At 53.9% G+C, this 25,690-nt stretch carries 22 protein-coding genes; 11 read left to right on the top strand and 11 right to left on the bottom strand.

Features of this window, described 5'->3' with window-relative positions; translation table 11 throughout:
• The first annotated feature begins 142 nt into the window (after positions 1-142).
• From J0L72_07140 to J0L72_07130, 3 genes are read left to right on the top strand one after another with little or no spacing between them, the layout of a single operon-like run.
• The gene (locus J0L72_07140) at positions 143-676 is read left to right on the top strand and encodes a DUF177 domain-containing protein (GenBank protein MBN8690556.1); all 534 of its coding nucleotides are present in this window, start codon (positions 143-145) and stop codon (positions 674-676) included.
• Positions 673-1,659, top strand: coding sequence for a phosphate acyltransferase PlsX (gene plsX / locus J0L72_07135; GenBank protein ID MBN8690555.1), 987 nt, complete (start codon positions 673-675; stop codon positions 1,657-1,659). The genes J0L72_07140 and plsX overlap by 4 nt, the downstream gene beginning before the upstream one ends.
• Positions 1,660-1,707: 48 nt before the next feature.
• Positions 1,708-2,688 carry a ketoacyl-ACP synthase III gene (locus tag J0L72_07130; protein ID MBN8690554.1) on the top strand — a complete coding sequence of 327 codons (981 nt, stop codon included), beginning with the start codon at positions 1,708-1,710 and terminating at the stop codon, positions 2,686-2,688.
• Between the two features lie 72 nt (positions 2,689-2,760).
• Here J0L72_07130 and J0L72_07125 read toward each other — a convergent pair whose 3' ends face one another.
• The gene (locus tag J0L72_07125) at positions 2,761-3,267 is read right to left on the bottom strand and encodes an outer membrane beta-barrel protein (protein MBN8690553.1); all 507 of its coding nucleotides are present in this window, start codon (positions 3,265-3,267) and stop codon (positions 2,761-2,763) included.
• Positions 3,268-3,375: 108 nt separating this feature from the next.
• On the opposite strand from J0L72_07125, the gene J0L72_07120 reads away from it, so the two are divergent.
• Complete coding sequence (locus tag J0L72_07120) at positions 3,376-5,427, top strand: glycine--tRNA ligase subunit beta (GenBank protein MBN8690552.1); 2,052 nt, start codon at positions 3,376-3,378, stop codon at positions 5,425-5,427.
• Here the strand turns inward: J0L72_07120 and J0L72_07115 are convergent.
• Positions 5,414-6,457, bottom strand: a complete 1,044-nt coding sequence (locus J0L72_07115) for an acyl-CoA/acyl-ACP dehydrogenase (GenBank protein ID MBN8690551.1) — start codon at positions 6,455-6,457, stop codon at positions 5,414-5,416. The genes J0L72_07120 and J0L72_07115 overlap by 14 nt on opposite strands.
• 135 nt (positions 6,458-6,592) lie before the next feature.
• Here J0L72_07115 and J0L72_07110 point away from each other — a divergent pair, with 135 nt between their 5' ends.
• Both J0L72_07110 and J0L72_07105 read left to right on the top strand, forming a co-directional pair.
• Positions 6,593-7,462, top strand: a complete 870-nt coding sequence (locus tag J0L72_07110) for a hypothetical protein (protein ID MBN8690550.1) — start codon at positions 6,593-6,595, stop codon at positions 7,460-7,462.
• A gap of 137 nt (positions 7,463-7,599) precedes the next feature.
• Entirely contained in the window at positions 7,600-8,520 is a 921-nt protein-coding gene (locus tag J0L72_07105) for a sodium-dependent bicarbonate transport family permease (GenBank protein ID MBN8690549.1), read from the top strand.
• A gap of 68 nt (positions 8,521-8,588) precedes the next feature.
• On the opposite strand, the gene J0L72_07100 is transcribed toward J0L72_07105, so the two are convergent.
• Positions 8,589-8,966 carry a DUF937 domain-containing protein gene (locus J0L72_07100; GenBank protein MBN8690548.1) on the bottom strand — a complete coding sequence of 126 codons (378 nt, stop codon included), beginning with the start codon at positions 8,964-8,966 and terminating at the stop codon, positions 8,589-8,591.
• A 79-nt stretch (positions 8,967-9,045) separates the two neighbouring features.
• Here J0L72_07100 and J0L72_07095 point away from each other — a divergent pair, with 79 nt between their 5' ends.
• On the top strand, positions 9,046-10,206 hold the full coding sequence (locus J0L72_07095) for an amidohydrolase (protein ID MBN8690547.1): 1,161 nt from the start codon (positions 9,046-9,048) through the stop codon (positions 10,204-10,206).
• On the opposite strand, the gene J0L72_07090 is transcribed toward J0L72_07095, so the two are convergent.
• Entirely contained in the window at positions 10,203-11,942 is a 1,740-nt protein-coding gene (locus J0L72_07090; protein MBN8690546.1) for a CHASE2 domain-containing protein, read from the bottom strand. The two genes, J0L72_07095 and J0L72_07090, sit on opposite strands and share 4 nt — an antisense overlap.
• Positions 11,939-12,523 carry a FecR domain-containing protein gene (locus J0L72_07085; GenBank protein ID MBN8690545.1) on the bottom strand — a complete coding sequence of 195 codons (585 nt, stop codon included), beginning with the start codon at positions 12,521-12,523 and terminating at the stop codon, positions 11,939-11,941. The genes J0L72_07090 and J0L72_07085 overlap by 4 nt, the downstream gene beginning before the upstream one ends.
• Positions 12,524-12,596: 73 nt before the next feature.
• Between J0L72_07085 and J0L72_07080 the strand changes: the two genes are divergently transcribed.
• Positions 12,597-14,507: a S8 family serine peptidase gene (locus J0L72_07080; GenBank protein MBN8690544.1), complete on the top strand. Its 1,911-nt coding sequence runs from the start codon at positions 12,597-12,599 to the stop codon at positions 14,505-14,507.
• Here J0L72_07080 and J0L72_07075 read toward each other — a convergent pair.
• The gene (locus J0L72_07075) at positions 14,504-15,214 is read right to left on the bottom strand and encodes a Crp/Fnr family transcriptional regulator (protein MBN8690543.1); all 711 of its coding nucleotides are present in this window, start codon (positions 15,212-15,214) and stop codon (positions 14,504-14,506) included. The two genes, J0L72_07080 and J0L72_07075, sit on opposite strands and share 4 nt — an antisense overlap.
• A 168-nt stretch (positions 15,215-15,382) precedes the next feature.
• Here J0L72_07075 and J0L72_07070 point away from each other — a divergent pair, with 168 nt between their 5' ends.
• The 3 genes from J0L72_07070 (at position 15,383) to J0L72_07060 (ending at position 16,834) form a co-directional block, all read left to right on the top strand.
• Positions 15,383-15,982 (top strand): YceI family protein, encoded by a 600-nt coding sequence (locus J0L72_07070; protein ID MBN8690542.1) that lies wholly within the window; start codon positions 15,383-15,385, stop codon positions 15,980-15,982.
• Positions 15,983-15,988: 6 nt separating this feature from the next.
• Positions 15,989-16,387, top strand: coding sequence for a hypothetical protein (locus J0L72_07065; protein MBN8690541.1), 399 nt, complete (start codon positions 15,989-15,991; stop codon positions 16,385-16,387).
• A 135-nt stretch (positions 16,388-16,522) separates the two neighbouring features.
• Positions 16,523-16,834, top strand: coding sequence for a winged helix-turn-helix transcriptional regulator (locus tag J0L72_07060; protein ID MBN8690540.1), 312 nt, complete (start codon positions 16,523-16,525; stop codon positions 16,832-16,834).
• Here J0L72_07060 and J0L72_07055 read toward each other — a convergent pair.
• From J0L72_07055 to J0L72_07035, 5 genes are read right to left on the bottom strand one after another with little or no spacing between them, the layout of a single operon-like run.
• Positions 16,755-18,242, bottom strand: coding sequence for a hypothetical protein (locus J0L72_07055; protein ID MBN8690539.1), 1,488 nt, complete (start codon positions 18,240-18,242; stop codon positions 16,755-16,757). The genes J0L72_07060 and J0L72_07055 overlap by 80 nt on opposite strands.
• The gene (locus tag J0L72_07050; protein MBN8690538.1) at positions 18,226-19,107 is read right to left on the bottom strand and encodes a hypothetical protein; all 882 of its coding nucleotides are present in this window, start codon (positions 19,105-19,107) and stop codon (positions 18,226-18,228) included. The genes J0L72_07055 and J0L72_07050 overlap by 17 nt, the downstream gene beginning before the upstream one ends.
• Position 19,108: 1 nt before the next feature.
• Entirely contained in the window at positions 19,109-21,787 is a 2,679-nt protein-coding gene (locus J0L72_07045; GenBank protein ID MBN8690537.1) for a hypothetical protein, read from the bottom strand.
• Positions 21,788-21,792: 5 nt separating this feature from the next.
• Complete coding sequence (locus J0L72_07040; protein MBN8690536.1) at positions 21,793-23,112, bottom strand: carboxypeptidase regulatory-like domain-containing protein; 1,320 nt, start codon at positions 23,110-23,112, stop codon at positions 21,793-21,795.
• Between the two features lie 48 nt (positions 23,113-23,160).
• Positions 23,161-25,650 carry a hypothetical protein gene (locus J0L72_07035; protein ID MBN8690535.1) on the bottom strand — a complete coding sequence of 830 codons (2,490 nt, stop codon included), beginning with the start codon at positions 25,648-25,650 and terminating at the stop codon, positions 23,161-23,163.
• Between the last annotated feature and the right edge of the window lie 40 nt (positions 25,651-25,690).

Here is a 25,690-nt window from a genome sequence, read left to right as displayed (position 1 = left end):
GCCTCAGTATAGACCAACGCTCGCCATGTTTGACGACGTTTACAGGTTCTTAGTTTGACCCATTTTTTACTTGGCATCAAAAAATGCATTTCGGCCCCGGTTTTTGGGTTCAAACCTTGCCCCGGGGTACAATCACCTTCCCATGAAGCGCGATGGATTGCTTGACCTTAATGATGCGCTACAACATCCGGGACGAAAGATCGCCGTTGATATCTCCACCGACTTGCCCGAGTCCGACGATGTTGATCTTGCCGACTCTGTTGAAGGATTTTTAGAAGCATATTCGACCGGGAACAGTCTGGTCATCGAAGGCGAATTCAAGACCAGATGCAATATGGATTGCGCCCGGTGCGGCGGTCCGCTCGAACAAGAAGTCAATTTTCAAGTTACCGAGGACTTCGCCGTTGAAGGCGTTCCGAGCATGTACTCCCAAGACGATTTTGCGCGGGTTGTCGATGAAGAAGGCGAACCCCTATTCCACGAGAACAGCTTGATCGTCGAAAGTCTGATTCGCCAAAACTTGATTCTTAATCTGCCCGTTCAGCCGCTCTGCACTTACGGCTGGGAAGGCGATTGCCCCGAAGCGAAAGTCCGACAAGAAAATAGTCTAGGAAGGCAGTCTAGCCCTCTAGACCAGCTTCGAAGTATTCTGGAACCGGGAGAAGAATCAGACTGAGCGTCATCGCATTGGATGCAATGGGGGGTGATCATGCCCCAGGAGAGATCGTCGCTGGGGCGATCTTGGCTGCGCCTTTGATCAAGGGCAAGATTCTTCTGGTAGGTCAGAAGGAAGCAATCGAGAAGTTTGGCCCTTTGCCATCCAACATCGAAATCGTTCATGCCAGCGAAGTCGTGGGCATGGATGAAAAGCCAGTCGAAGCACTCCGAAAGAAGAAGGACTCTTCCCTAAATGTGGCTGTGAGGCTGGTCAAAGAAGGTCAGGCAACTTCAATGGTGAGCGCTGGTAACACGGGTGCCGCGTCTGCCGCATCCCTGCTTGCATGGAGACAAATGCCCGGGATCCACCGCCCCGCCATCGCGACCGTCATGCCAGGAAAGCACGGCCGATTCTTGCTGCTCGATGCAGGAGCTTCGCCCGACATCGACCCGGAACAGATCGTCGAGTTTGCGGTGATGGGCCGTGCATACGCCGAGATCGTGATGGGAAAGACCAATCCCAAAGTGCATCTCTTGAACATGGGCGAGGAGCCCGGCAAAGGAAACGCCTTTGCAAAGCAGGCCTACAATCTTCTGGAAAGCCACGCCTGGTTCGCCGGGAACATCGAAGGCAAAGACCTCGGAAAAGAGCCGATCGACGTTATCGTCTGCGATGCGTTTGTTGGAAATATCGTCCTCAAAACCGCTGAAGGCGTCGCCGAATTTATCCTCAGCGAGATCAAAGAATCGGCGATGGCGAGTTGGCAGAGCAAGCTCGCCTTCCTTCCCATCCGAAAGTACTTGCGGCCTCTGAGAGAAAAATTGGACTACGCCGAATATGGTGGCTCGCCCTTGCTTGGGCTCAATCACTTGTGCGTGATCTGCCATGGCCGAAGCAATGCCCGGGCGATTATGAATGCGCTGTTGGTCGCCGACAAGGCCGCACAATTTGACCTCATCGATTCGATGAAGGAACGTATTGTTGGCATCCAAAATCTCTGAGATTGGCCCCGAGCCTCAAAAAGTGACACAATAACAATCACCAAAATGATTCGCGCTGTGGTGCAGGGTGTCGGCCATTCCGTCCCCAACAAAATTCTTAGCAACTTAGATCTGGAGAAGATTGTCGATACTTCGGACGCGTGGATCACCCAGCGAACCGGAATTCGAGAGCGGCGTGTGAGTGAGCCGCATGAAACCGCGAGCACATTCGCTACAGAAGCCGCGCACAACGCTCTAATTGACGCTGGCATTTCGCCCGATGAGATCGAAATGGTCGTGGTTGGCACCGTCACTGGCGATCGCCCGTTCCCCGCGACCGCATGCATGGTGCAGCACAATCTTGGAATTCATCACGCGGGCGCATTTGACCTTGGAGCGGCATGCGCAGGATTTATCTACAGCCTGGCTTCTGTGAGCAGCATGATTGAGGCGGGCCGCATCAAGACGGCACTGGTTGTGGGAGTTGACGTTCTGTCCAAGTACCTCGACTACACGGACCGTGCGACTTGCGTGCTCTTCGGTGATGGAGCGGGTGCAGTGGTCTTGCGCGGCGAAGAAAACACCGACCGAGGAATCATCGACACGGTCCTTCTATCGGATGGCGGTGGTGCCAAGCATATCGGCGTAGACGTTGGAGGCTCAATGGTGCCTCCAGGCTGCCCGATCCCTCCAGATCTTCACCCGCACCTTTACATGGCGGGCGCGGAGGTTTATCGATTCGCGGTTGGGGCGATGGGTGATGCCTGCATGCGCGCGCTGAATCAGGCGGGGATGACGCCAGAGGACATCGATCTTTTTGTTCCTCACCAGGCGAACATGAGAATTATCGATTCAGCAGCTGAGAAATTAGGTTTGCCGGACGAAAAGGTCTTCAAGAACGTTGAAAAGTACGGCAACACCAGCGGCGGGAGTATCCCGATCGCGCTGAGCGAAGCCAAGAAAACCGGAAGGCTCAAAGAGGGAGACCTCGTGATGACCGTTGGGTTTGGTGCCGGACTGGTTTGGGGCGCAAATATCATCCGCTGGTAGCCGAGCATTAGCTAAATGAAAAGACCCCCGCCACCTTTTGGGTGGCGGGGGTCGAATCTTGTTAAGACCGGATTAGAACTTGAATCCGAGGTAGACGCCGAAATTCGAAGCTCGAACGCCATCAACCTTCTCGGTGAAGTTGTAAACCAATTCGCCGTAGGTCTTTTCGCTGAGGGACATGCCCACGCCACCGCGCAATCCAAAGACTGTCTTGGAAGTCGTGAAGTCCACATTCGTGATGCCAGCACCCACGAAGTAGTAGGTGTTTCGTCCGTCCATCGAGGACAGCGGCATTCGTTGGTTGTACATTGCCGAAAGGACTCGGCCCTTGTTACCGTCGAGCGAACTGGTGTAGTAGTCCAGCGACAAGAATCCGTGGCCGAAAGACACGAGTCGGAAGTTTGTGTCGATGTCTACGCCGAGGCCAAACATGTTGCCCGTGAAATCTCGGACGGCGTCTTCGGTCGGATACACAAATCCAAGTCGAATGTTGGTGTTGGTTGGAATAAAGCTTGGCGACTGAGCCATGGCCATCACGCCAAGTCCAGCGACAAGAGCGGTTGTGAGGATTCGCTTCATGCTGTTTTTTCTCCTAGGTTCAGTTCAGGCTAAGCCCAAACGATTGAACTTTACCTAAATTCCTACTGAAAGGTCGAAAAATCAGTTCCCACGGTAAAATTTGGCTCTATGCCGGAACTGCTCATTGAACTTGGATGCGAAGAACTGCCCGCCAGTTTTGTGCGTGGCGCCTATGAGCAGCTTCAGTCAGAGGTCGAAACTCGACTTCGCGCAGCCAATCTCTCGTTCGGTGCAGTGGTCAGTCTGGGCACCCCTCGCCGACTGATCGTTTCCGTCCAAGATTTGGTCGCGATGCAGCCAGATCAGAACAAAGATGTGCGCGGGCCAGCAGTCAAAGCCGCATTCGACGAGTCCGGGAATCCAACAAAAGCATTGGAAGGATTTTGCCGGTCACAAGGCGTTGATGTGGCCACAGTCCGAAAGGAAGGCGATTACGCTTGGATCACGAAGTTCATCCCTGGCGTTCCCACGATCGACGTCCTAAAGACTCTGATCCCCGAATCCATCTTGGCTCTGCAGTTCGAAAAGTCGATGCGATGGGGTAGCTCGGGTATCCGCTATGCCCGTCCAATCCGGTGGATCTTGGCGGCATTTGACGGCAGATCGGTCGATTTTCAGATCGAATCCGTGGTCAGCGGAACCCAGTCCCGAGGGCACCGGTTCAACGCGCCAGAGAGCTTTGAAGCCACCCGATTTGATGAGTTGCTTTCGGCATTACGAAGCAGACAAGTCGAACCCTGCCCAGAAGCCCGGCGAACCCGAATCATCGAAGGCGCCACGACCGTTGCGAGCGGCAAACCGATGATGACCGAAGCGCTGATCGACGAAAACGTGTTTCTTACCGAATGGCCGACGGCTCTCGAAGGTGACTTCAAGCCTGAATTTGGCAACCTACCTGAACCTGTTTTGATCACCGCGATGGCCAAGCACGAGCGGTTTTTCCCCGTTGAGGGCCCAGATGGAAAGCTCCTCACCAAGTTCATTTCGATACGCAATGGCGGCGAAGAAACCACTGTGCGCAACGGAAACGCATGGGTGCTAAACGCTCGGTTCAACGATGCCAAATTCTTCTTCGATGAAGATAGTCGGTTCACGATGGATCAGTTCCTCGCGAAAACCGAGAAGATGCTGTTCCAAGAAAAGTTAGGCACCGTTCGCCAGCGAGCAGACCGCCTGGCGGCACTGGCGGAGTTTGTCGCCGGCAAGGCTGGTGCGTCCACAGAACAGGCGGCTGCCGCACAAAAAGCAGGACTTTACGCAAAGGCCGATTTGGTCACCGGACTTGTTTCCGAGCTTTCGTCTTTGCAGGGTGTTGTCGGAGGCGAATACGCCAAACGTGAAGGATTCGAAACCGAGGTTTGTAACGCCATCCGGGATCAGTACTCCCATGAGAAAATCTCCGGCGAATCGGTTGTCTCGCGGTCTATGATCGCAGCGGACCAACTCGACAAACTCGCGGGATATCTTGGGCAAGGACTTAGCCCAAGCGGTTCGAGCGATCCTTTCGGACTTCGCCGCGCCGTGACAATCCTCATTGAACTGGCCAAAGATTGGACCGGGTTGAAAACTAGCTATTCCGACCTTCTGAGCAAGGCGTTCGAGCTGTACTCCGCACAAGGAATTACGCTTGACCCTAATAAGGCAGTTCAGAGCCTGGCCGAAATTTTCGTCGGTCGCTACAAGGCGCTAATGAATGTGGAACGGCACGACGTTCTGGAAGCGGCAATGCTCGCAGATCACTTGGGTGAACTCTCCTCCCCGCGTCGGGTCTCGTTCCGAATCGAGGCGATTCAGCAAGCAATCAGCAATCCAAGCTTCTTGCAGACCGTAACGCGGCCGTTGAACATCGTCAGTGCCGCGAAGAGCAAGGGCATTCAGATTGCAACTGAGATCGGTGAGTTGGACTCAATTGAAATCAGTGCACTCGCCCAGGCACACCGAGCAATTGTTAACGATGCCCATACAGCTGCGGATTCACTTTCCCCAGACGCATTCGTAGCGGCAATCACGAAGCTATTACCAACGATCAATGCCGCATTCGACAACGCGATGGTGATGGTGGACGACGAGAAACTGCGGTCGAATCGATTGGCCGTGATGGATCAGCTGGGTACCACCCTGCGCCTGGGCGGAGATTGGACCAAGGTCAACGCCGAATAAGGCGTTGCAAGGTTGCCTCTTGAATCGGTCCGGTCTGAGCGCTCACGCTGAAAACTAACGCTTCACGATAGATTCGTTGTGCTGGGTGGCGGAGCGAATTCGCGCTGCCACCAACGGCAACGATTCCTGCGTGCGCGCATCGCACCGCGAGATCGATCGCCCACGCCCGAAGGGACAGCTTTTCTTCGGTGGTTTCCTCGGACATCGTCTGAGCTGTGCTCAATCGGCTTCGGCACTCCATCAATTCCGCTTCCAACGCGTCTGCAAAGCCCTTGCCAGCCAAATTCTTGCGCTTGCCCTCCGCGAGTCGAACCTGATCAATCCCCGCGCGCGCGCATCCCACCGCAAAGAATCCTTGCAACGTGATGTTGATCATGTCGTTGCGGAAGATCCAGTTCGCAGGCTTGATGTCGATCACACGCTCGCCGGGCAAGAAGCAATCCAATTCGATTGCCACTGAATTCGCGGATTGCATCGCTGCCAGTTCCATCACCGGCCCAATGCAGATGCCCTCGGCTTCTTCGAACGGGAGCAATCCGAACACCGATTCTCCTGAATCGAGTTGCGCCCCAACCAAAAACTCAGGGAAATACCCCAGCCCCGTCACCCAAGGAACTTCGCCGATCAGATGGTAGCCGCCATCAGTCGGTTGCGCACGCAAGATTGGAGGACCAGGACGGCGCAACTGGCTAAACCCGATGCCCACCAACCTCTCGCCATTGTGCATCTTCGGGAGATACTCTTCCTTGATCGCCTGGTTATGCCCTTTTGAAACCAAACTGACTGCGCTCTGATGTTGCGTCTGGAGGAAGGCTAAAGTCCCACTCGCGCGAGCGACTTCTTCCTGGAAAGATCGAAAGTCTGCTTCGCTCATCTCTGGTCCGCCGAAGGCATGTGGTCGCCTCAAAGCCATCAGTTCGTTATCACCCAGCAGCTTCAATGCCCAAGCCAGAACGGCCGGATCAGCATCAATTTCTTCTGCCCGCGGTGCGATTTGGTCACGAAGAAGAGTAAGCGCACGTTCCAACATCTTTCTTTATTGTCGCACGACCAACTCACACTTTTTTGAAACCACCCGAGTTCCGAAACGCGTAAATCAGATAAGCGTCAAGTTAAGTATTGCGAAAAGCTGTGCTAGTCGCTAAAATGACTCTGAGTTGTTGCCATGAAAAGTTCTCTCAAAATTACATTTATTGCACTCGCGATGTCCGTTTCCATGAGCGCTTTTGCGCAGGATGCAATCGCACTGAAGCGCACCTACACCAACGGCGCAGTTGAAAAGTACACGCTGACCAGCAACGTAACGACTTCCACAGACCTCAGCTCGATGGGCCAGGACGTAATGGAAATGGTTGTGGATTCGACTTCTGATCTGACCTTGACTTACAGCAATCCAAAGGAAGATGGCACCGTTTCACTCAAGTTTCTCTTGAGCAATATGGTTGTCAAAATGGCTGGTCCGATGGCGGAAATGATGTCCGGCGGACAGGAAATGCCAAAGGAATTGGGCGGCACCGCAAAGTTGGATGCGCTCTACCAAGTTTCAGACGTTAAGGTCGACGGTGGTGGCGGCGGAGCCATGGCGATTATGACCGGCGGCATGAGCCCGATCTCGATCTTCCAATTCTTTGCCTTGCCAAAGGATCCAGTCAAGGTTGGCGACACTTGGAACTTCGAGCTCAAGGGAATGGAAATGTTCGAAAAGAACTACAAGATGACCGCAAAGCTCGTCGGCGAAGCAAAGGTTCAAGAAATCGATGCTTGGCAGATCAACGTTAGCGGTTCGCCAAAGATGAATCTCGACCTCAGCAAGATGATGTCTGAAGGTGGCGGAGGAGCAGGCATGGGCGACATGAAGATGATGCTCGAAGGCACTACAAAGACCCTCACCAAGGTTTTCCTCAGCAAGGCAACCGGCCAAATCGTGATGATCGATTCGGCTTACGAGTCGACCGCTGAAGTCAAGCTGCCAGACATGGGCGTATCGTTCCCATCCAACTCGCAAGGCATCAGCAAGCTCGTTATCAAGAAGTAACACGCTACACGCTTACTCAAGAGCCCTGCAATCGTTTGATTGCAGGGCTTTTTATTGCATTCCAGGTCGCCTTTGAGTCACAATCCTAATTTGTGAATCTATCATATGAATTAATTTTCAGTAATTTGACTTCACCAATGGTGCTGGCCTTCGTTCTCGGTTTTGTGGCGGTACTGGTCAAAAGCGATCTCAAACTCCCGAGCGGTCTTTACACCTCAATCTCCATCTATCTGCTCTTTGCAATCGGCTTGAAAGGTGGTGTTGCCCTCTCCCAATCCAACTTGAGCACGCTCGCTCTCCCGGTCCTAGCGACCCTAGCGCTAAGTGTCATCACACCGACGCTCGCCTATTTCGTCTGCAGGAAAATTGGAAATCTCGGGCGTGTAGATAGCTCCGCCCTGGCCGCACATTACGGTTCCGTGTCGGCAGTGACCTTCATCGCAGCGATCACATTCGCCCAACTCCAAAATCTCAATCCAGAAGGCTATTTGCCGGCTCTCGTGGCCATCCTCGAGATTCCCGCAATCCTGTTCGCGATTGGAATGGTGATGAAGAAGGAGGGCAATAAGGACCTGCGTCCGATGATTCACGAACTTCTCACTGGTAAGGCGATCATTCTGTTGGTCGGAGGATTGTTGATCGGATGGATCAGCGGCCCAGAACAGATCAAACAAGTCCAGCCTCTGTTCGGAGACCTCTTCAAAGGCGCGTTGACGATATTCCTGCTCGAAATGGGCCTCGTCGCTGGTGCTCGAATCGCGGACCTCAAGGAATCCAAGGCGTTCCTGATCGGAATGGGAATCTTGCTTCCGATCGTCAATGGCGCGCTTGGTGCCTATCTCGGGACGCTTGCCGGCATGAGCGTCGGCGGAGCTGGAGTGCTGGGCGTAATGGCCGCGAGCGCTTCCTACATCGCTGCTCCGGCAGCCGTTCGGATCGCGCTTCCAGAAGCAAAGCCCGGCCTCTACTTAACTGCGGCAATTGCGATCACTTTCCCGTTCAACCTCGTGCTCGGGATTCCAATCGTGTTCGAGTTTGCTAAGTGGTTTGCTAAGTAGGGTCGCAAAGCAAAGTAGCGCACTCGAAATCATCGAGTGCGCTACCTACAGTTCCTTGCGGTTAGCCTTTACTTATTGCCGAATAGTCCGCCGAGCATTCCTGGGAGCGCGCTCATGATGTCGCCGCCTTGAGGAATCTGGCCACCAGGAGTCGCTTTATCCACCATGCCTGGGATGAACTGCGATGCTGCCTGGGCGATCATGTCTGGAGAAATTCCAAACTGCTTTGCTGCATTCTGTATAAAGTCGTTGCCCAAAAAGCCATGGGCCTGTTCAGGAGAGATCGGCTGGTTCTCACCCGTGCCCACCCAAGACGCGGCTTGATCACCAAGACCTTGCTTTGAGAACCCTTCCACAAGGCCTTGCAACCCCCCTTGTCCCTGGATGTGGGAACCAATCATCTTCATCAGATCTCCGCCTTGATCGCCGAGACCAGCCTGTTTCATCTAATCTTCAAACATCATCCATTCAGAGTGCAATTTGTTAGGATTAGTTCCCGATAATCCTGCGGGGTAACCTCGGAAAATGACCCTCGCCGAAGTGGTGGAAATCCGCCATCAGCTCCACTCCAATCCTCAGATCAGATTTGAGGAAGTCTTTGCTTCTGAGTTGATTCAAAAGACCTTGACCAGCCTCGGAGTCCAGTTCAAAGCGGGCTTGGCGAAAGGCACTGGGGTGCTCGGATACCTTCCGGCGACAGCGAATCCAGAGTCTGCGACGACAATCGCCCTCCGGGCAGATATCGACGCACTACCGATTCACGAAGAAACCGGTAAGCCATACGCAAGTAGGATTCCCGGGCGGATGCACGCTTGCGGCCACGATGGTCACACCGCAATTTTGCTGGGTGTCGCCGCTGAACTTGCCGCAATGTCCCATCGACCAAACAACGTCTTACTGCTCTTCCAACCCGCTGAAGAGGGTGGTGCAGGCGGAAAATTCATGGTCGAAGACGGATGTCTCAACGGCAAGATCTTTGGGAAGAAGGCCGATTTCGTGTTTGGGCTCCATGGCTGGAGCTCGGTCAAGTTGGGGCATGTCGCTACCCGAGTTGGGGCTTTGATGGCTTCGACGGATGAGTTCATTATTGAACTGGTCGGGCAAGGAGGGCACGCCGCCGCACCACAAACGACACGCGATCCAGTGGTCGCCATCGCCTCTCTCATCACGACGCTGCAACAGATTTCTTCTCGAAACACGGACCCGTTCGACAACATCGTTGTCACCGTCGGTCAGGTCCATGGCGGCACGGCGAATAACATCATCCCGATGTCCGCCATGATCCACGGCACGATCCGTACCATGAGCGCTGAGACTCGCGAGCTCGCCAAGAAGCGACTACGTCAGGTCGCGGAGGGTGTCGCTCAGGCCCATGACGTGACCGCAAAGATCGAGATCAACGAAGGTTATCCGGTCGTGATCAACGCGCAAGAAGCTGTTGATCGCTTCATGAAAACGGCGACGAACGTCCTTGGCCCAGAGTGGGTATCGGATCAAGCCGTCCCAACGATGGGCGGTGAAGACTTTGCCTATTACGGCGATGAATGCCCAGCGTGTTTCTATCAACTCGGCCTAATTCCAGATGGGCAGGATTCTTATCCGAATGTCCACACGCCCACATTTGACTTCAACGATGATGCTATCGCCGTTGGCATAAAAGTGATGGTTGGGCTCGCAACGAGCTAGCTCTTCGCGGATATTGAAAAAAGCTCGACGGGTTCCTCGAACCCCTTGAGGTCGTGTGAGCCTTGGGCGGTCGCACCGAATGATTTCGGAATGACTGGGATCACTGATGCGTCCGCGAGCAAGTTGACCCCGAGCTGTCCCGCGAGAGTTTGGATTCTCTTGGCGCGGTTCACAGTCGCGCCAGAGCTGCTCCAAGTCTCGATTCCGGCCTCAAAGACGTAGCCTCCTGATATTTCTCCAGCGCTCATCCCAAAGCTAGAATTGAGCGGAATCTCATATCTTTTGCTCACCGATTGGAGCTCAAGGGTCATTTCTTCGACGGCAAGAATGGCGCGTTCCACCGTGAGATTTGCAGAGCCTGCGAATGTCGCGACAAAACCATCGCCGGTAGTACGCTCCAATTCCCCACCACGCTTGGCGATAATCGCGCCACATTGACGGACCCACGCGCCATAAATTTCTTGGTAGCGTTGCGCGCCGATCTGTTGTACCAAGCCAGTCGAGTCCTCAATGTCGGAAAACAACACGGTGGCGGGAATGTTCATCCCAGGAACTCTGGTGTCGATCGGCTTCGAGCGGAGCGCGAGCGTCAACAAACATCCAAAAACGACCGCGCCTACCGTCAACACCGGTTGCACCATCGGCAGAATCACTCGCGTCGAGCCCGCAACAGCAAGGGGGATGACCCAGCTTAGAATCAGCGGCACGATCAGACCAAGCGCAAGCCCGACCGATCGCCGAGGCATCACGCCGAACACAACCACACCAAGTAATCCGAGCGCTAGGCTATAGGCGTATTCTTGTGCCGCCGATGCCCAGCGGATGGTCTTTGAGGCTGGCGATAAGGCTGAATTTAACACTGACGCCGTGATGTTGTATCCGGCAGTCCGGCCAAATTGACTCGTAGTGTGCTCATCTTTTCCAGGCCGAGAGTCGACCAGAACCATGATCTTGCCATCAAATTCTTGGGTGCCTTGCCGCAACTTTCCCAGCGCTTTGCTGAAAGGGATCGAATTGAATTCAGACAGTGAGCCAGGATATTGGTTGAAAAAGTCGTTGTTTCCACCGAGTTCGCGCTTCCAGTCTCCGCAAACCAGTTGGGTGCCGGCGATCTTTGCGCCATCGACATCTAGCCCCTCAGCCTTCCACGCGGCAAGTAGTGCTGTGTGGAAGAGCCAATTTCCGCTCGAATTGTCATAGGCTTGAGCCAGCACCGATTGAACTACTCCATCCGGCGCGAAACTGAGCGCATGACCGAAGGTTGCAGGCTTGGAACTCAGTGCAGAGCAAATCTTGAAATCGTAGGCAAACCCATCGTCCGAGATTTCACCTTCGGTCTCAAGCGGAACTTCGACTTTCACGAAGCAAAATCGATCATCGATGCCGTCGCCAAAACCCGCGTCTTCCTTGGAGTCGCTCGCGAAGCCGATATCAGAAAGAGACACCAGAACTTTGGTCTTGGCCAAGCGTTGAAAGTACTCGCGGTACAACGTTCGACTCAGCATAGATTCGGGTTGGGCGCCACCTAATTCGAGAACAGAATCCGCGTCGACCTTCACCAAAATAATGCGGTCATCCACTGGAATCGGCGCGACTTTGCTGAGGAGAAAATTGGACGCCTTCACGTCGAGCTCGTTCAGCTCGACGCTTCGATCAAGCACAATTTCACTGATCCAAACGCCGGCAACAGCGAAAATCAGTGGAAGACCAATGCGGACGAGCCGCAATCCAATCATCTCACTCCGTTTGCGGTTACGTCGTCGTCATCTTTCCCTTTAACAAAATCGCCTTGCTTCAGAGTCAAGGTCTTGTTCGCGTCCGTTCGGTGGACAAACTCGACACCGCCTGAGGTGACCGAAAGTCGGAAATTGCGAACCTCATTCTTCATGAAGAACGCGGTTCCGATGGCAATCGTAGACCGGTTTGGTGTGCGTACGACCCGGCGACGACGCGGAGTGGATGCGGTAGGAGTTCTGATATCCACTGGCGCCGCTGTGTAGACGATTGCGCCGTTCAACAACTCGAAGATCTCATTGTCCTTGGTGTCTTCACCGTTTTTTCCGGTGTAGATCAATCTAGTATTGTCGAACATCAGGACTTGAGAAGTCGCGTCAATGACCACAGTGGCTGGGACCGGGTCAGTGTTCTCGACGGTGTTGTTAGGCGATAGCGAAATGTGCGTCCCGATGGCTTCGGCTGAAGGTCTCCCATCGATCTTGATTCCGCCATTTTGAATCACGTACGGAATATCCAGGTTCGCTGTTAATCCCACCAATGCCGAAACGAGTGCACTCACCATAGCAATTGACCTTGCCATATTTACCGGGGAAGATACAAGTCCGGCAAAATTTGATGCCCGGCGCAAAAGTTGCTATCGTATACTTTCGATTGTGCTGACCGACCTTTTGCTTTCGATGAACGCGAAATTGCTCCCCTTGGAGGCCTATCGGCACCCCACCCATCTGATCGTCGAAGATCGAGCAGTCGCCTTTGCACAAGAGCTTGGTGGCAAAGTCGAGCGTAGATTCGACGAAATCGGTTACACCGTCCTGGATTTCTCACCAGACGAGTTGGTGACCGCATTAGAGAGTTTGCGCTCGAAGTTCTCGGATTCCGCGGCATCGTTCGACCTTGCTCGTCACCCTGCTTACACTCCGAACGATCCACTGGTCGCTAACAGTTGGCACTTGACCACCACAAAGACTAACCTCGCTTGGGACCTCAGTTTCGGGAGCAATCTGACCGTCGCCGTGATCGACACCGGTGTGAACACTGCTCACCCCGATCTCGCTGCAAACGTGTGGATCAATCCAGGTGAGATCGCAGGAAACGGTATTGATGATGATTCCAACGGATATGTCGACGATATCAACGGCTTCGACTTTGCGTACGGCGATCCGATTCCCAACGATGTCGTGGGCCACGGAACGAATTGCGCGGGAATCATCGCGGGAGTTCAAGGCAACAATATCGGCGTTTCTGGAATAGCGCCTAGGGTCAAGGTCATGGGCCTAAAGGCATCCAATGACAGCGGCTATTTTTACGCTTCTGCCAACATCGGCGCATACCTATACGCGACAAAAATGGGCGCAAAGATCTTTTCCATGAGCTTCTATGGAGACGGAATCTTGCCTAGCGAGCATGCGGCGATGAAGTACGCCGTGGCTAAGGGTGTGCTCCCCATCGCGGCAGCCGGCAACGAGCACACGATCTATCCGTTTTATCCCGGTGCGTACGAAGAAGTGATTGCCGTTGCCGCGCTGAATGCGACACCCGCAAAAGCCGGTTTCAGCAATTTCGGTACGTGGGTGGACGTCTCTGCACCTGGAGTCAGCATCCCATCCCCAACGAAGGACGGCAACTACAACACCAATTTTAGCGGTACCAGCGCGGCTTGCCCGGTTTTTGCAGGAGTTGCCGCGCTTGTTTGGGGAATGAACCCAAGCCTAAAGGCAAAGCAAGTTCGAGCAATCCTAGAGGACACCGGGGTCGCCATGTCCCAATCCCCGTTTGGCGAATACACAAACTACGGCAGGGTCGATGCACAAGCCGCTGCAAAGGTTGCTCTGAACCAGATCACCAAGCCAGAGCGAAGTGCAGTTGTGCGGTGCGCATCACCGTATCCGATGAGACAGAATCCCTCATTGGATCGGTCGAAACCTGGCATTTTGATTCGCGGTCGAGGATTCGATTCCCCACATTCGGTGAAGGTCACCCAAAGTGGAAAATCTCTGCGAATCTTGCGGCGCACCCGCGACACAATCGAAGTCGATACCGCTGCCTACAATGCGCGGGTCGCCCTTCAAGTCTGGGTGGACAACCAACTAGTGAGCACTCTGCCCGCAAAGACTCAGAAGGTGAAGCAGGCCTACCCATTGATCGAAGCTGCGGGCGATGTTGGGGCAGTTTCGGGAGGATTTCTTGAGGCTCTGAATCCCGATAATTCATTCATCCAGGCGAGTTTCTCGAACACTGATTTGAACTTGCATGCGACTTTCAATCAGGTCGGCAGCGCAGAAAAGATGGTCTTGCATCTTCGGCTCAAGTACGAAGGCACCGGTACTGGAACCGAGACAATCAGCTTTTACAATTGGTCGACAGCGTCCTATCCCTACGGGGCATTTAGAGTGTTGAACCAGCGACCGGTCACTGCTGGCGCATACCAAGATCTTTACATTCCGGTCAAGCGGACTGATTTGCTCATCGACCCGGAATCCACGGCTTACTTACAAATTACGGGCACATGGTCCGTAGCTGGTGCAGTGATGAAGATCGATGTCTGCGAGTTGCTGGAAGACTAAATCGGAGCGACTCGGGCCGAGAGGAGATCGACGTCATGGATCGTGATTAATTTGGCGCTGGACGTCACCAATCCATCCTTTTTCCACTTGCTCATGACTCTGATCGTGGATTCCACCGTCGTCCCGGCCATCTCGGCGATATCTTGGCGGGTCAGCGGGACATTCAATTCGATCTCACCGCCAGTCTTCTCTTCCCCATAGCTCTCCGCCAGCATCAGGAGTATCGAGATGATGCGGGATTCCACGTTTCCGGTCGAAAGCCGAGCGACCAGTTCATGCGCCTTCCGCAATCGGATCGTCGTTCGGCGGATGACATGATCCTTAAGCGCAACCGTCCGCTCATAAATCGGCATGATCGAAGTCTTTGGAATCTTGATCACCCAACAATCTGTCACAGCACGGGCGATGAGAGGACACCCCGTGCCGTCGATTGCGCCGAGGAAGCCAAACGTTTGCCCGGGCCCCATGATCTCGTGTGTGATTTCATGGCCGGTCCCTGTTGATTTGACCATCTTCACAAACCCGGTGCCGATCACGCAGATGAAGCTGGCTGCAGTTCCATCTAGCCAAATGGTCTCCCCACGAACAAACTGGTGGGTTTGGCCCCACTGCGCCAACAGATCCATGTCTGAATCCGGGATGCCGCCAAACAAAGTGCTCTTGCGGATGATGCTTATCGCTGTGGGTCGTTCTCGATGGTGCGTCACGAAGTGGTACTGAGAATATCAGAATTCGGACTGAGTGCGTGTGATTACAGAGGCCAACATGGCAACCTCTGCAAAAATTTTCCATTTTCGTTGGAATTTATTTGCGCAGTCAAACGTTTAGAGTAATATTGCTCCTCCGGCTGTTATGCTCGGAGGTGGAGAACATTCATGAAAAAAATTGCAATTGCAGGAATCATCATTGCTTCGGCCGCTATGGCCAACGCAGAGTTAATGGCGTTTAAAGTCGTCGGCGACAAGCTTCAATATCGAAACAGCGCGACAGTTGAGAGCGTGACCGAATTCGAAACTTTCACAGGTAGAACCACCGGCGTCTCTGGAAACCTGAAATTTGATCCAATCAAGAAGACTGGCAGCGGCAAGATCGTGATCGATCTAAAGTCGATCGATACCGGCATTCCAGCACGAAACGATCATATGAATGGCGAAATGTGGCTGAATACCGGCAAGTTCCCCACCACTACCTTCGAAACAACCAAGGTCAAGTTCGTAAAGGGAGAAACTTACTCGGTGACAGGCAAATTCACTCTGCACGGCGTTACAAAGACCATCGTCACCCCGGTGACCGTGAAGTATCGAGCCGCAAGCGCACAAGTGAAGGCTGCCGGATTCGAAGGCAACGTCGTTCAGTTCAGCACCAAGTTCAAAGTCAAGTTGAGCGATTACGGCGTGATGATCCCTGCGATGGCCAAGGGCAAGGTCGCTGAAACCGTCAACATCGCAGTCAGCGCTTACGCTTCCACGAAGTAAATTCTGATGAAAGTTCTGCGGATACTCGCCTTAATCGGCTCATTTGTAAGTCTTTTGTTCTTGGTTGGCACGCCAATCGTGCAGTCACAACTAAACCAAAAGTCGCAACTGGTGCAGAGGATTCAAGTCGATCCGTCCGCAGAACTTTTTGGCGAGCTCGGTACTCCCATCGGCTCCCCACAGCGGATGGTTATCGAAGATAAGGCGGCATTTCTGAACAAGAAGTCTCCTGAAGGTGCCGAATACGTCAGCGAGGCTTATCTCAAAGAGCATAAGATCTATCCGCTCCAAGTGCAGACCGTCGATTTCATCTCGCGCAATATCCTTATTGCATCTGGAATTGCATTTGCATTATTTACTGTTTTGTACAGTATTATCCAGTTCAAACAAGCCAAGAAGTCTTGATCTTTCTGCTGAATTCCTCGTCTAATCCGATGATTTAGTTAGAGCGTTGGATTCTAGAAAGAGGTTAGGGTAATTTATGAGTGGCTTTTCTCAGAAGTGTCTGTGATCGCCGAGACCCAAAAGGAAAGATATCAGATGGCCGAAACAGAAAAATCAGCTTCCTCTTGGACGTTTTTGACTAATTATTCCCATGTCCTCGTTTGTTTGCTAAAAGACCCGAATCTCACCATCCGCGAGATGGCATTTAAGATTGGGATTACTGAGCGAATGGTCAGTTTGTTAGTCAGCGACCTCGAAAAAGGCGGCATCATCACGCGCGAGAGAATCGGTAGGCGCAACAGCTACAAAATAAATCTCGATGCGCAGCTCAGGCATCCGCTTGAGCAAGGGCATACCGTTGGTGATTTGCTATGCTCGATTGCTCGTGAGCCCGCCAGAAAAATGTAATCGGACCGGAAAGCGGTTTATCTGATGCAGGTGGTTTCGGTTTGGTCCCACCGGTTCCTGGCAGGTCCTCCTCCTCGTCCATAAATCCTTCGCCTCGGACATTCGCTGCGGTGAAACGTTCAACGTCTCGCTCGGTGCTGATCCCAAGCTGGTCTGCCCAGAGTGTATCGCCATTGGATTGAGCCATACGGACTTCCTGCTTTTTGGCGGCACCAATCAAGCGTAACCAGTTGCTCTCGCCGTCCCACTCACCCCGAGGAGCCCAGACCATTCGCCAGGCACCATCTGGAAGCTCTTGTCGAGCCTGAGGGTTGCCAGTGATCGTTGCTCTTTTTGCCCCCTTTGCGTACCAATACTCGATTCTCTGGGCAAGGACACGCACGGGATATTTCCGTTTGTTGTCCGTACTCCTAAGTTCATCGTTCTTTGGATTGGTGGTCGGAGGCGCACCAGGCCGGTTCTTTGCGATCTCTTCCGGAACAATTGGCCGCATCGGCTGAATCGGCTCTACTTTTAGTCCGGTGTCTTGCTCAGGCTTGATCAGCATGGTCACCCGCCCTTCAGCGATTGCACGGCGCTCGGTGCGAAAAATGGTCGCCTTATCGCAAAGCAAATTAGCTTCTGGAGAGTAGTACTTCACGTTGCCCGTCGCAAATAAAGTCTCTACTTTGGTGGTCGGCTCAATCACCCGTTCCAGTCGGTCCGCGCTGATAAATACCTCGCCGTTTGTGGCTTCGCCTTTGGTGTACACCATGCGATTCTCGCTTTCGCCTTCCATGTTCTCGGCGCGGAATTTCCAAGGTTTTGCGGCGGGCAATGGGGCTTGCTCCTGCATTTCGGCCGTGAGCATTCCTGTCCATTGCACCGAGGTCACCCAGTACTTTTTCTTTGTGACATTGTAGGTGAACTTCGCCACCTTCAAATCCCCGCCGTAGAATTTCCCCTCCACCGGTTTCGCCGATTTGAGCAAGCCCTTCAGGTGATCGTAAGTCGCCTCAGGCAGCTTCAGGTTCATGTTCTTCGTGGTGACTTGAATCCCCTTGGTCACCGTCAAAAACTTCGTGGCATCGTTCCAACTCAGTTCGCCCGCTGTATAGTCAAACGCCGGTTGACCATCGCGAAAAACTTTGCCTTGGCGCGCATTTATCCCGGTCGTCACCATGCGATCGCGGCTGATCTGCATCTTGTCGAGAACGACCTGGTTGACCAGTTTGCCTTTCTCATAATTCCGAACGGTGACATTATCCGCCTCGATCCCAGCGTCCTGCCGGATCACTTCGTCCGTTTTGTACTGCGCCAAAGGGTCACCGGTCAGCACCCGTTTGACGCCGATCACACCGGCCCACACTACGAGTGCGCCAGCGACAAGATAAAGAGCTTTAGTAATCGGTTTAGTTGAGGGTGACATCACGGCGAACGGTATCTGTCGGAGCTGTTAAGCTTACCGTGATGTCGGGTGCTGTGAGGCCCGCAGATGGCTTGGAAGCTCGAATAATATACGTTCCTGGTGGCACCCAAAAACCGTAGCTTCGATCCGCACCAACGTTGAAACTGCGAATGATCGTGGACCCTTGGACCAAATCAACCTTACTTCCAGCGGCCACTCCTGCCGGTCCGACAAGGCCAGAAATCGTAAAAGGTGTTCCTGGCGGTGCGATCCCGGAGTCCGGTTGCAAAAGAATGTCGTTGATGGTAGCAACCCCTGTCAACGGCAGATTCGTGGGGTTAAACAAGCGTACAAAATAACCGGTCGCTCCGGCGCGGCCGTCCAGGGCGAAGAAGTTCGCCGGCACGCTGGAATCGTAAGGAATCGAGCTAAAGGTGTAGCTACCACTAGAATTTGTCGTGGTCGATTGTCCGGCGAGCTTCACCGTCGCACCATTGATCGGTGCAGAGGTCACCTGATTCTTCACCAGTCCGTTGACAGTGACCTTTTCTGGTCCCACAAACAATGTTCCGAGATCGGTGTCTTCTGTCAATCCTGGGAAATTGAAAACGAATGTCGTCGGAGATCCACCGCTAGGAGTGTAAATCACTGTGACCGAGGTCGTACCGGATGGCACGGTCAGTGAAAATGATCCGTCCACGGCGGTGTTGCCCGTAGCACTTCCGGACTGAACGCTCGCGACAGGGTTTGGCGCGCCGAGGGTCGTGATCGACACGACAAGCCCGCTCAAAGTGACCGACGTCGGGCCACTGGATGCTCCGCCGCCACCGCAGCCCACCAAAACCAACAATACGAGGCTAATGATGTAAAGGAAGATGTTTCTCAATTTAGTTCGGCCTCATGGTGTTGATGATCAAGGTCATTGACGGTCCGCTCGCATCGAATTCATAAGTCTTCGATCCACGGAAAAAAGTTGTTTGGCGCGTTGCAACGTCGTAAACGGAGTACTGACTGAGCCTCGTTGTAGGGGACATCGCCAGTCGGTAACGGCCGCCCGGGGTCAATCCATTCAGAGTCACGGTAAACGTGTCGGCAGAGCCAAAACTGTGAGTATCTCGGAACAGTCCAGTCCCAGCGATCATGGATAGCCCGCCGCTTCCGGGAGGCGCCTCGATATCAAATGCCGATTCCCGTGCTCTGGTCGCACCTTTAGCCTGACCCAGAATCGCTTCGGCACGACCGCCTGGTCCAGTCAAGACCAGTGGCATCTCCCACTTCGCATTTGCAGTGCTGACGACAGGGCGGTTTGCCGCCACAGCGTTCGGGAACACCAGTGTCGCACCGTTGGGGCTGAGAACCTTGATCCAGAACGCATTGCCTTCAGAAATTCCAGAAACCGAGGTGTAATTGCCTGTCTCTGGTACTCCTGAGAATGAGTCCGGGGTACCAGGTACGAATTCAAAGACGTCCGTTCCGATGATGGTACCGACCGCCGAATTGTAATCCACTGGAATTTCGGCTCCAACGACTAGCTGAAGTTCGGACTTGTTGACTGTTCGGCTCAACATATTTGAGACTAGATTCCAGCCCTGCCTCAGTGCCACGGTCGGGCTCACTTGTGATGCACCGGTTCCGGGGACGGTTATCGTGCTCGCGGCCGCCTGGCGTGTAAAAAAGCCATAGCCCGCGCGCACTGTGCCACATTCAGGATAAAACTCAAATCGACTGTCTGCTGGGGCATATCGAGAAAGGAGTGTCGTCAGCGGATTGGAACCCAAAATCGCCGCGCCATCCACTTCAGCGGGGGTGATCGGAATTCCGATCATGTTGATTCCGCCGTTAAGATTCAAGTCGAACGATGATCTTGCGTCGGTGATCAGCCTGAGCCCGATTGAACCTGGCCCCTTATTGACTCTCCGGCTGTAGATCTCGGTGAGTGTACTGTTGACATTGGTGAAGACCTTGACCGTCAGCGGTAGCGATTGCTGGAAGGCAGTATCCGTGATCAAAGCTCCGAACGCCAAGTTCTTGACAGGAATATCTTGGGACGTTGAACCGTATTGGAGCCGGACCACGAGTGGCACCGACGAACTAGCCGAGATGCCTTCGATCGTCCCATAGAAGTTCTTTGGATTCGGGTTCGCGGTGGTCGCGATAGCACCTGCTGGCAGGGCCACCCTTTCGATGGCATCTAGAACCGGTACGTCAACAACCACTCGATACGGTTCATTGTTAAACGCGCCACCGGTGAAGTTCGGAACGACCGATCCGTAGCCTTGGATGATGTCGGCGCGGTCATCCTGTGCGCTGGCAAAGAACCGTGTAAAACTTGGGGTCCAGAAAATCGGATAGGCGGTCTCTCGGGCCAGTGATTCATCGCCATTTAGTGCCGTTCGAAACGCATGAATTTGAATAGCGAACACTCCAAAGTCGCTCCCAGCCAGCCCACTCGTAATCGGGAAAGGTTGAACCTGCAACTTAAGTCCAGGCACCAATTTCGGATTCAAAATGAACTGCTTTCGCGCCCATTGGCCAAACGATAATCCTTCGATAGTCGAGCCGCCAAGCCCGCCGATTGTGGACTGACCCAGCGCGGTGACCTGGCTGAAACTCGCATAAAGCGAGGGGTTTGCGTAATAGCTCTGCAAAAAGTTGTTCGCAAATAGCGGATACTCGGTCAGCACTTTTTGCCAGGCAGACCCGGCCATCAAGTACTTCAGCAGATATAACCCGCCGACCGACCCACCCACTGGAAGCGGCTGATTTCTGAGATTCTCGGCAATAAACTGCGGTCCGGCAAGCGCAGCTTGGTTATTCCAATCGTAGGTTGGCCCCGTGTCGTAAGTACTCGATAGAACGGAGTCAATCTGCTCTCGATCGAGTAGCGCAGGAAGTGCGCCGGTACTCCTGCAGATTCGCATTGTGACCGCGCGCGCGAGCCCCTCCGTCCAGCCATCCGACAGGATTTCGGAGTTTCCGAGGTATGCCAGCACCAGTGTGTGTACGAAGTTCACTGCCGCGACTTCGTTCTTGAATCCGCCATTGTCTGAATAGACAGGAAAGAGGATTTCGCGATTCGAACCAGTCCCATGAACATAGATTCCGCCGGCTACCGCATCGCGATCACCGATCGACGCATCGTAGTTTTTGACGGTCACGACGCCGCTCAATTGGGGTGCACCCAAATACGTGTCCAAGAACGACTGTACTGATGTAAAAACGTCGTTCAGGAGCGCTTGGTATTGGGTTGGAAAAGCATTCCCACCTGTTCCGAATTGAAGGGTCAGCCCAGTCGCGCCGCGGTTGAGGAGAGGCAGTGAAGGCTCTGTAGTCCGCACTCGGATCGGAAAAGTGAGCGGAACACCCTTCATCTTGCGCGTTGCGCGCTCCCGCACCGTCAGTCTCGCGACATTCTGCATGAACTTCTTTGCTGCAGAAATCGCAGCTTGTTCCATGCCCGACTCCGATCGATTTGCCGCAGGCGGCAGGATCAGCGTCGTCGCCTGAGCGATTTCAAACCCTGCCGCCGAAAAGGCGAGCAATAATGCGAGGCTGCGGATTTTCATGATGTCTAATAAGTGAAGGAACCGATGGTGCTCAAAGTTCGGCTCGAGTCGGAGTTTGCAAGACCGAGAACAACGTACCAGTATGTACGGGACGTAGTCAGGCCCGCAGGGTTCCCGGCAGTATCGTAAACAAACGATGTCCCACTTGCCCGGGAAGTTTCGTTGTTCCAAATCGAGGTCACGCCGACACCAGGAATCCGGTCGAAGATGTAAATCACGAATGAAGTCGCGCCCGAATCGTTGTTCCAATTGAACCTCAGGCCCGTTGTTTGATTCACGGTGGCGATGAGGTCATCCAAGGTTCGCGCGTCAACAGCGACACTTCGTGGCCCCTCAGCAGAGCCGTTATTCGGAAAATCCGTCCCGAGCGCGGTGAGCTGGTAGCGATACAACGCGTTTGGATTCAGAGCGACATCGCTATCAATATAGGTTCCCGCCATCGGTTCGCGGTAGTAGTCGTAGTCGGTGATCGTTCCAGTCCCGGTACCTCGGTACACGCCATAACCCTGGAAATCATCGCCCTGCAATCGGTTCCAATTCAATTCGACTTCGATTGGCGCGCCACTCGACGAAGTGCGGCTCGTGGCAACATAGTCGGCGCGATTAGGGCTCCACCGGCGCTTAATCGCTTCATAAGCCTCTGGCCCGATGCCTCCACGGGATGCGATCGGTTGAGACACCCAGGTCCGAGCAGTGACTCCCGTGACTTGCGGCAATGTGGGCGTCCCAGAATCAAACAGCGAGAAATTGATGACTCTATCGTCACCATTCGACATCGTGACGGTGACCGTGTCGTTCGAATAGGTGACCGCTCCTGCCTGAACGGTGTACTGTCGCCCACCGATCAGATCCTCGAGGTTATAGAACCCGTTCACGTCGGTGCTGACCATCGCGCTACTGAGATAGCCGGTCGTGTAGGCATACACCCGGGCGTTGACGATCGGTGCGCCAAATGAATCGGTAACCCGGCCATGAATTCGAGAAAGCGTCGAAATGGGAGCGACCACGACGTTTGCGCTGAGTTGCGTCTGATCTTGAACAGTGCGCACCACCGTACGACCTTTATAGGTCACGCCGTCCTGATTGATTTCTGCAAATACGGTGAGGAAATCTTCCCGGTTCATCGGCAAGGTGTACGAACCGTTAGAAGAGCTTTTCGTCTCCCCGTCAATCGTGTAAACCCTGGCGTTCCGCACTGGCATCCCAGCAAGATCGGTAATCCGGCCCGTGATCGTCGAAGTTTTAGGTACTTCCAGAATGCCGCACCCGGCTAAAAACACCGCGGCTCCAACGAACAATAACGAAGAAATCCTATTCAAGATCATTGATATTCACAACACCTGCACCCGATAAACGAACGGCAATCCTGCGCGTTACTGGGTGAAACTAAATGAAAGTGTCAAATCGAGACTATTGGCCCGGTATGCGCCGCTTGAGCTGGAATCACGGTTGCGCACATCGCGCCATCGGTATCCCAGATTGAGCGCTAGCGACTCGTACAACTGGTACTGATAAGTCAGATTTGCGCCAAGATCGCTCTGGGGAAGATAGCCCGAGGTCCCGCCGTAGATGACATCGAACAACAGATTCTGCCTCGGTGCCAAGAAGTACCGTGCACTGCCTTCAAACGAGACTCCATTCTGCTTAAACGCGCTCGTCCCTCCGGTGAGAATCGTGCTTCCGCGCAACGAATAGTTCAGCCGCGATCCCAACGTACCGTCCAAAGTGGCAAAGAGAGTCGTCGCGCTCGATCGAGAAGGACTACCGATGAACTTGGTGCTCGAAGTATCTGCTCGCAGTGTAAAGCGGTTTTGATCACTGAAATCCCACACCGCGGACAGTCCGAATCCACGCGTCTGGCTGTTGCTCGTCGCTGACCCGATGTACCGCGTGAGAAAGGCGTCGAAGCTCAAAGAGAGTTTGTCATTCGCTTTGTATTCGGCACCGAAACTGGCCAGCCTCGACCCACTTGAACCCACAAAGGTGGGGGTCGTGACACCACCGCTGAATCCGCTCCCGTTGTAGCCAAACCCAGACCCGTTGCTGAAGGCTCCTAGATCAGACACTCCACCCGAGTCGGTGTCGCTGTACCGCGCGACCCAGCTAAGCCGATTGCTAGCGATGTATGTCGCGGAGAAATCCTGCCGCCGACCCGTTCCATCTTTGTCTCCGCTGCGTACGGCGCTGATGCTGGTTGAACCATCGATTGCGAGCCGTGTATTGGGATTCCAACGCACGCCAGCGATCAGCCCGAGAACATTGAATTTGACAATATCAGAACCGCTCGAAAAGCTTGTTGGCCCCTTGCCGGATTGGTAATTGGTCCCAATCCTGTAGCTCCAGTTGTTGAACTGCTTGTTGGTACTCAGCCCAATCGTATCCACCTCGGACGGGTTCCCTAGGGTCTTGTTTCTCTTACGATCCACCGTCAAAAACCAAGGCTGGTCTCCTGTTGGTGTCAAGCTCAAAAATCCGCTCGTGTTGGTGACCCGCGCGCGAGAATAGGTGACTGCACCAGTGGAGGCCACCTGGCGAGAAGTTACCGAGCTGTTGCTGGTACTCACACCGTACCGGATACCGTTCCCGTTGCGTGAAATCGAAAAGTCTCCCGCACGCTCATTTCGGTTGAACGACCGAGTTTCGATGCTCACATACCCCGCCGGAACATCGCGCAGTGACGCATTGATCAGATACTCACCGACGCGGGTTGTTGCGGTCAGGTTCCTCGCGAGGCCGCTCGAAGGGTTCAATGGATTCTTGAGTTTTCCGAAGGCTTGGCCATAGCTGATCGAGCCGCCGTTGCCCAGCGGAATGCGATAATCGAAGCCCAGTACTTCTCGGTCGCCGTCCACCGTCGCACGAGCTTTGGGCGTATAGACCACGTCGATCTCATCGGTCGGCGCCATGAAGCGAGTGAAATAGAACGTCGAGGGAAGTTCCGAATCAAAGGTGTAGTCCGTTCCCAGTGACTGGAGTACGCCATTCACTCGGATCGTGATTGGGCGGGTCGGCTCAGGTTCAAATTGCAGCGAATATGGAGCAGACGGCGGCCCAAATCCAAAGAACTTTTCGAGCCGCGTGCTGCCGATGCCCGGGTTTCCGCGTGCCTTTTGTCGCATCGCGGTGATGCCCAATCGCCCGACCTTGCCCATGTCATAGGAAGTGCCAACTCCTTCGATAAATCCTTGCCGGGTGTTAAATCCCAGGGCTTCAAAGGTCACCACGATTGAGCTGGATGGAGAAATCGTGCGATTGACGAACGTGATCGAGCCGACTTCGTAGCTCACTACATAATCCGTCCCACGTTGCAAAGTCTCGCCGTCCACCTGAACTCTTTCTGTATCAGGCACGATCTGGGTCACTTGCAGATAGTAGGGCCCGGAAGAGCCGTTCCCGACCAACGAAACCGTTTTGACACTGGCCTTGGCTTGGCTGGAAAGCGCCCTGCCTTCAAACCTGCCGGACTTGTATCCCACCTGAAATCCGCGGATATTTCGATTGAAGCTTGCGTACCTGTTCGTGTTGAGCAGAGAGGCGTTCACATCGCCGAAATTGACCTTCCAACCGCCGCGTTCGTAATCGATCAGGAATCGTTGTCCCATCGGATCGGTGAACCTGCTGTCTTGCAGCGTGGCGTCGAAATTCAGAATCCCAAAGACCTTGCGACCCGAGAACTGCAACTGCCCGATATCGGTGAAAGACTTACCGCCGAGCCCGCTATAGTTTTGAACGTCAAAGGCGTCGCGGTCACCCTGAATCGAGCGGATGTGATAGCCAAGCTGTCGATAGCCGTTGACTTTGATCTTTTTGAGAACGTTTTCCGTAACCCACTTCCATTCCGGAGGGGTCGCAGATGCGGCCATCCCCAGAGTGATTCCAATGGAGATTCCAGCGATTCGCCAA

It is taken from the genome of Armatimonadota bacterium, assembly GCA_017303935.1.
GTDB lineage: Bacteria > Armatimonadota > Fimbriimonadia > Fimbriimonadales > Fimbriimonadaceae > JAFLBD01.
The sequence above is the reverse complement of the archived record's forward strand: the minus strand, read 5'-3'. Positions and strand labels throughout refer to the sequence as shown.

Coding starts and splice junctions, on each gene's coding strand:
- J0L72_07140 (MBN8690556.1), top strand. CDS start 143: ATGAAGCGCGATGGATTGCTTGACCTTAATGATGCGCTACAACATCCG.
- J0L72_07125 (MBN8690553.1), bottom strand. CDS start 3,267: ATGAAGCGAATCCTCACAACCGCTCTTGTCGCTGGACTTGGCGTGATG.
- J0L72_07120 (MBN8690552.1), top strand. CDS start 3,376: ATGCCGGAACTGCTCATTGAACTTGGATGCGAAGAACTGCCCGCCAGT.
- J0L72_07115 (MBN8690551.1), bottom strand. CDS start 6,457: ATGTTGGAACGTGCGCTTACTCTTCTTCGTGACCAAATCGCACCGCGG.
- J0L72_07110 (MBN8690550.1), top strand. CDS start 6,593: ATGAAAAGTTCTCTCAAAATTACATTTATTGCACTCGCGATGTCCGTT.
- J0L72_07105 (MBN8690549.1), top strand. CDS start 7,600: ATGGTGCTGGCCTTCGTTCTCGGTTTTGTGGCGGTACTGGTCAAAAGC.
- J0L72_07100 (MBN8690548.1), bottom strand. CDS start 8,966: ATGAAACAGGCTGGTCTCGGCGATCAAGGCGGAGATCTGATGAAGATG.
- J0L72_07095 (MBN8690547.1), top strand. CDS start 9,046: ATGACCCTCGCCGAAGTGGTGGAAATCCGCCATCAGCTCCACTCCAAT.
- J0L72_07090 (MBN8690546.1), bottom strand. CDS start 11,942: ATGATTGGATTGCGGCTCGTCCGCATTGGTCTTCCACTGATTTTCGCT.
- J0L72_07085 (MBN8690545.1), bottom strand. CDS start 12,523: ATGGCAAGGTCAATTGCTATGGTGAGTGCACTCGTTTCGGCATTGGTG.
- J0L72_07070 (MBN8690542.1), top strand. CDS start 15,383: ATGAAAAAAATTGCAATTGCAGGAATCATCATTGCTTCGGCCGCTATG.
- J0L72_07065 (MBN8690541.1), top strand. CDS start 15,989: ATGAAAGTTCTGCGGATACTCGCCTTAATCGGCTCATTTGTAAGTCTT.
- J0L72_07060 (MBN8690540.1), top strand. CDS start 16,523: ATGGCCGAAACAGAAAAATCAGCTTCCTCTTGGACGTTTTTGACTAAT.
- J0L72_07055 (MBN8690539.1), bottom strand. CDS start 18,242: ATGTCACCCTCAACTAAACCGATTACTAAAGCTCTTTATCTTGTCGCT.
- J0L72_07045 (MBN8690537.1), bottom strand. CDS start 21,787: ATGAAAATCCGCAGCCTCGCATTATTGCTCGCCTTTTCGGCGGCAGGG.
- J0L72_07040 (MBN8690536.1), bottom strand. CDS start 23,112: ATGATCTTGAATAGGATTTCTTCGTTATTGTTCGTTGGAGCCGCGGTG.
- J0L72_07035 (MBN8690535.1), bottom strand. CDS start 25,650: ATGGCCGCATCTGCGACCCCTCCGGAATGGAAGTGGGTTACGGAAAAC.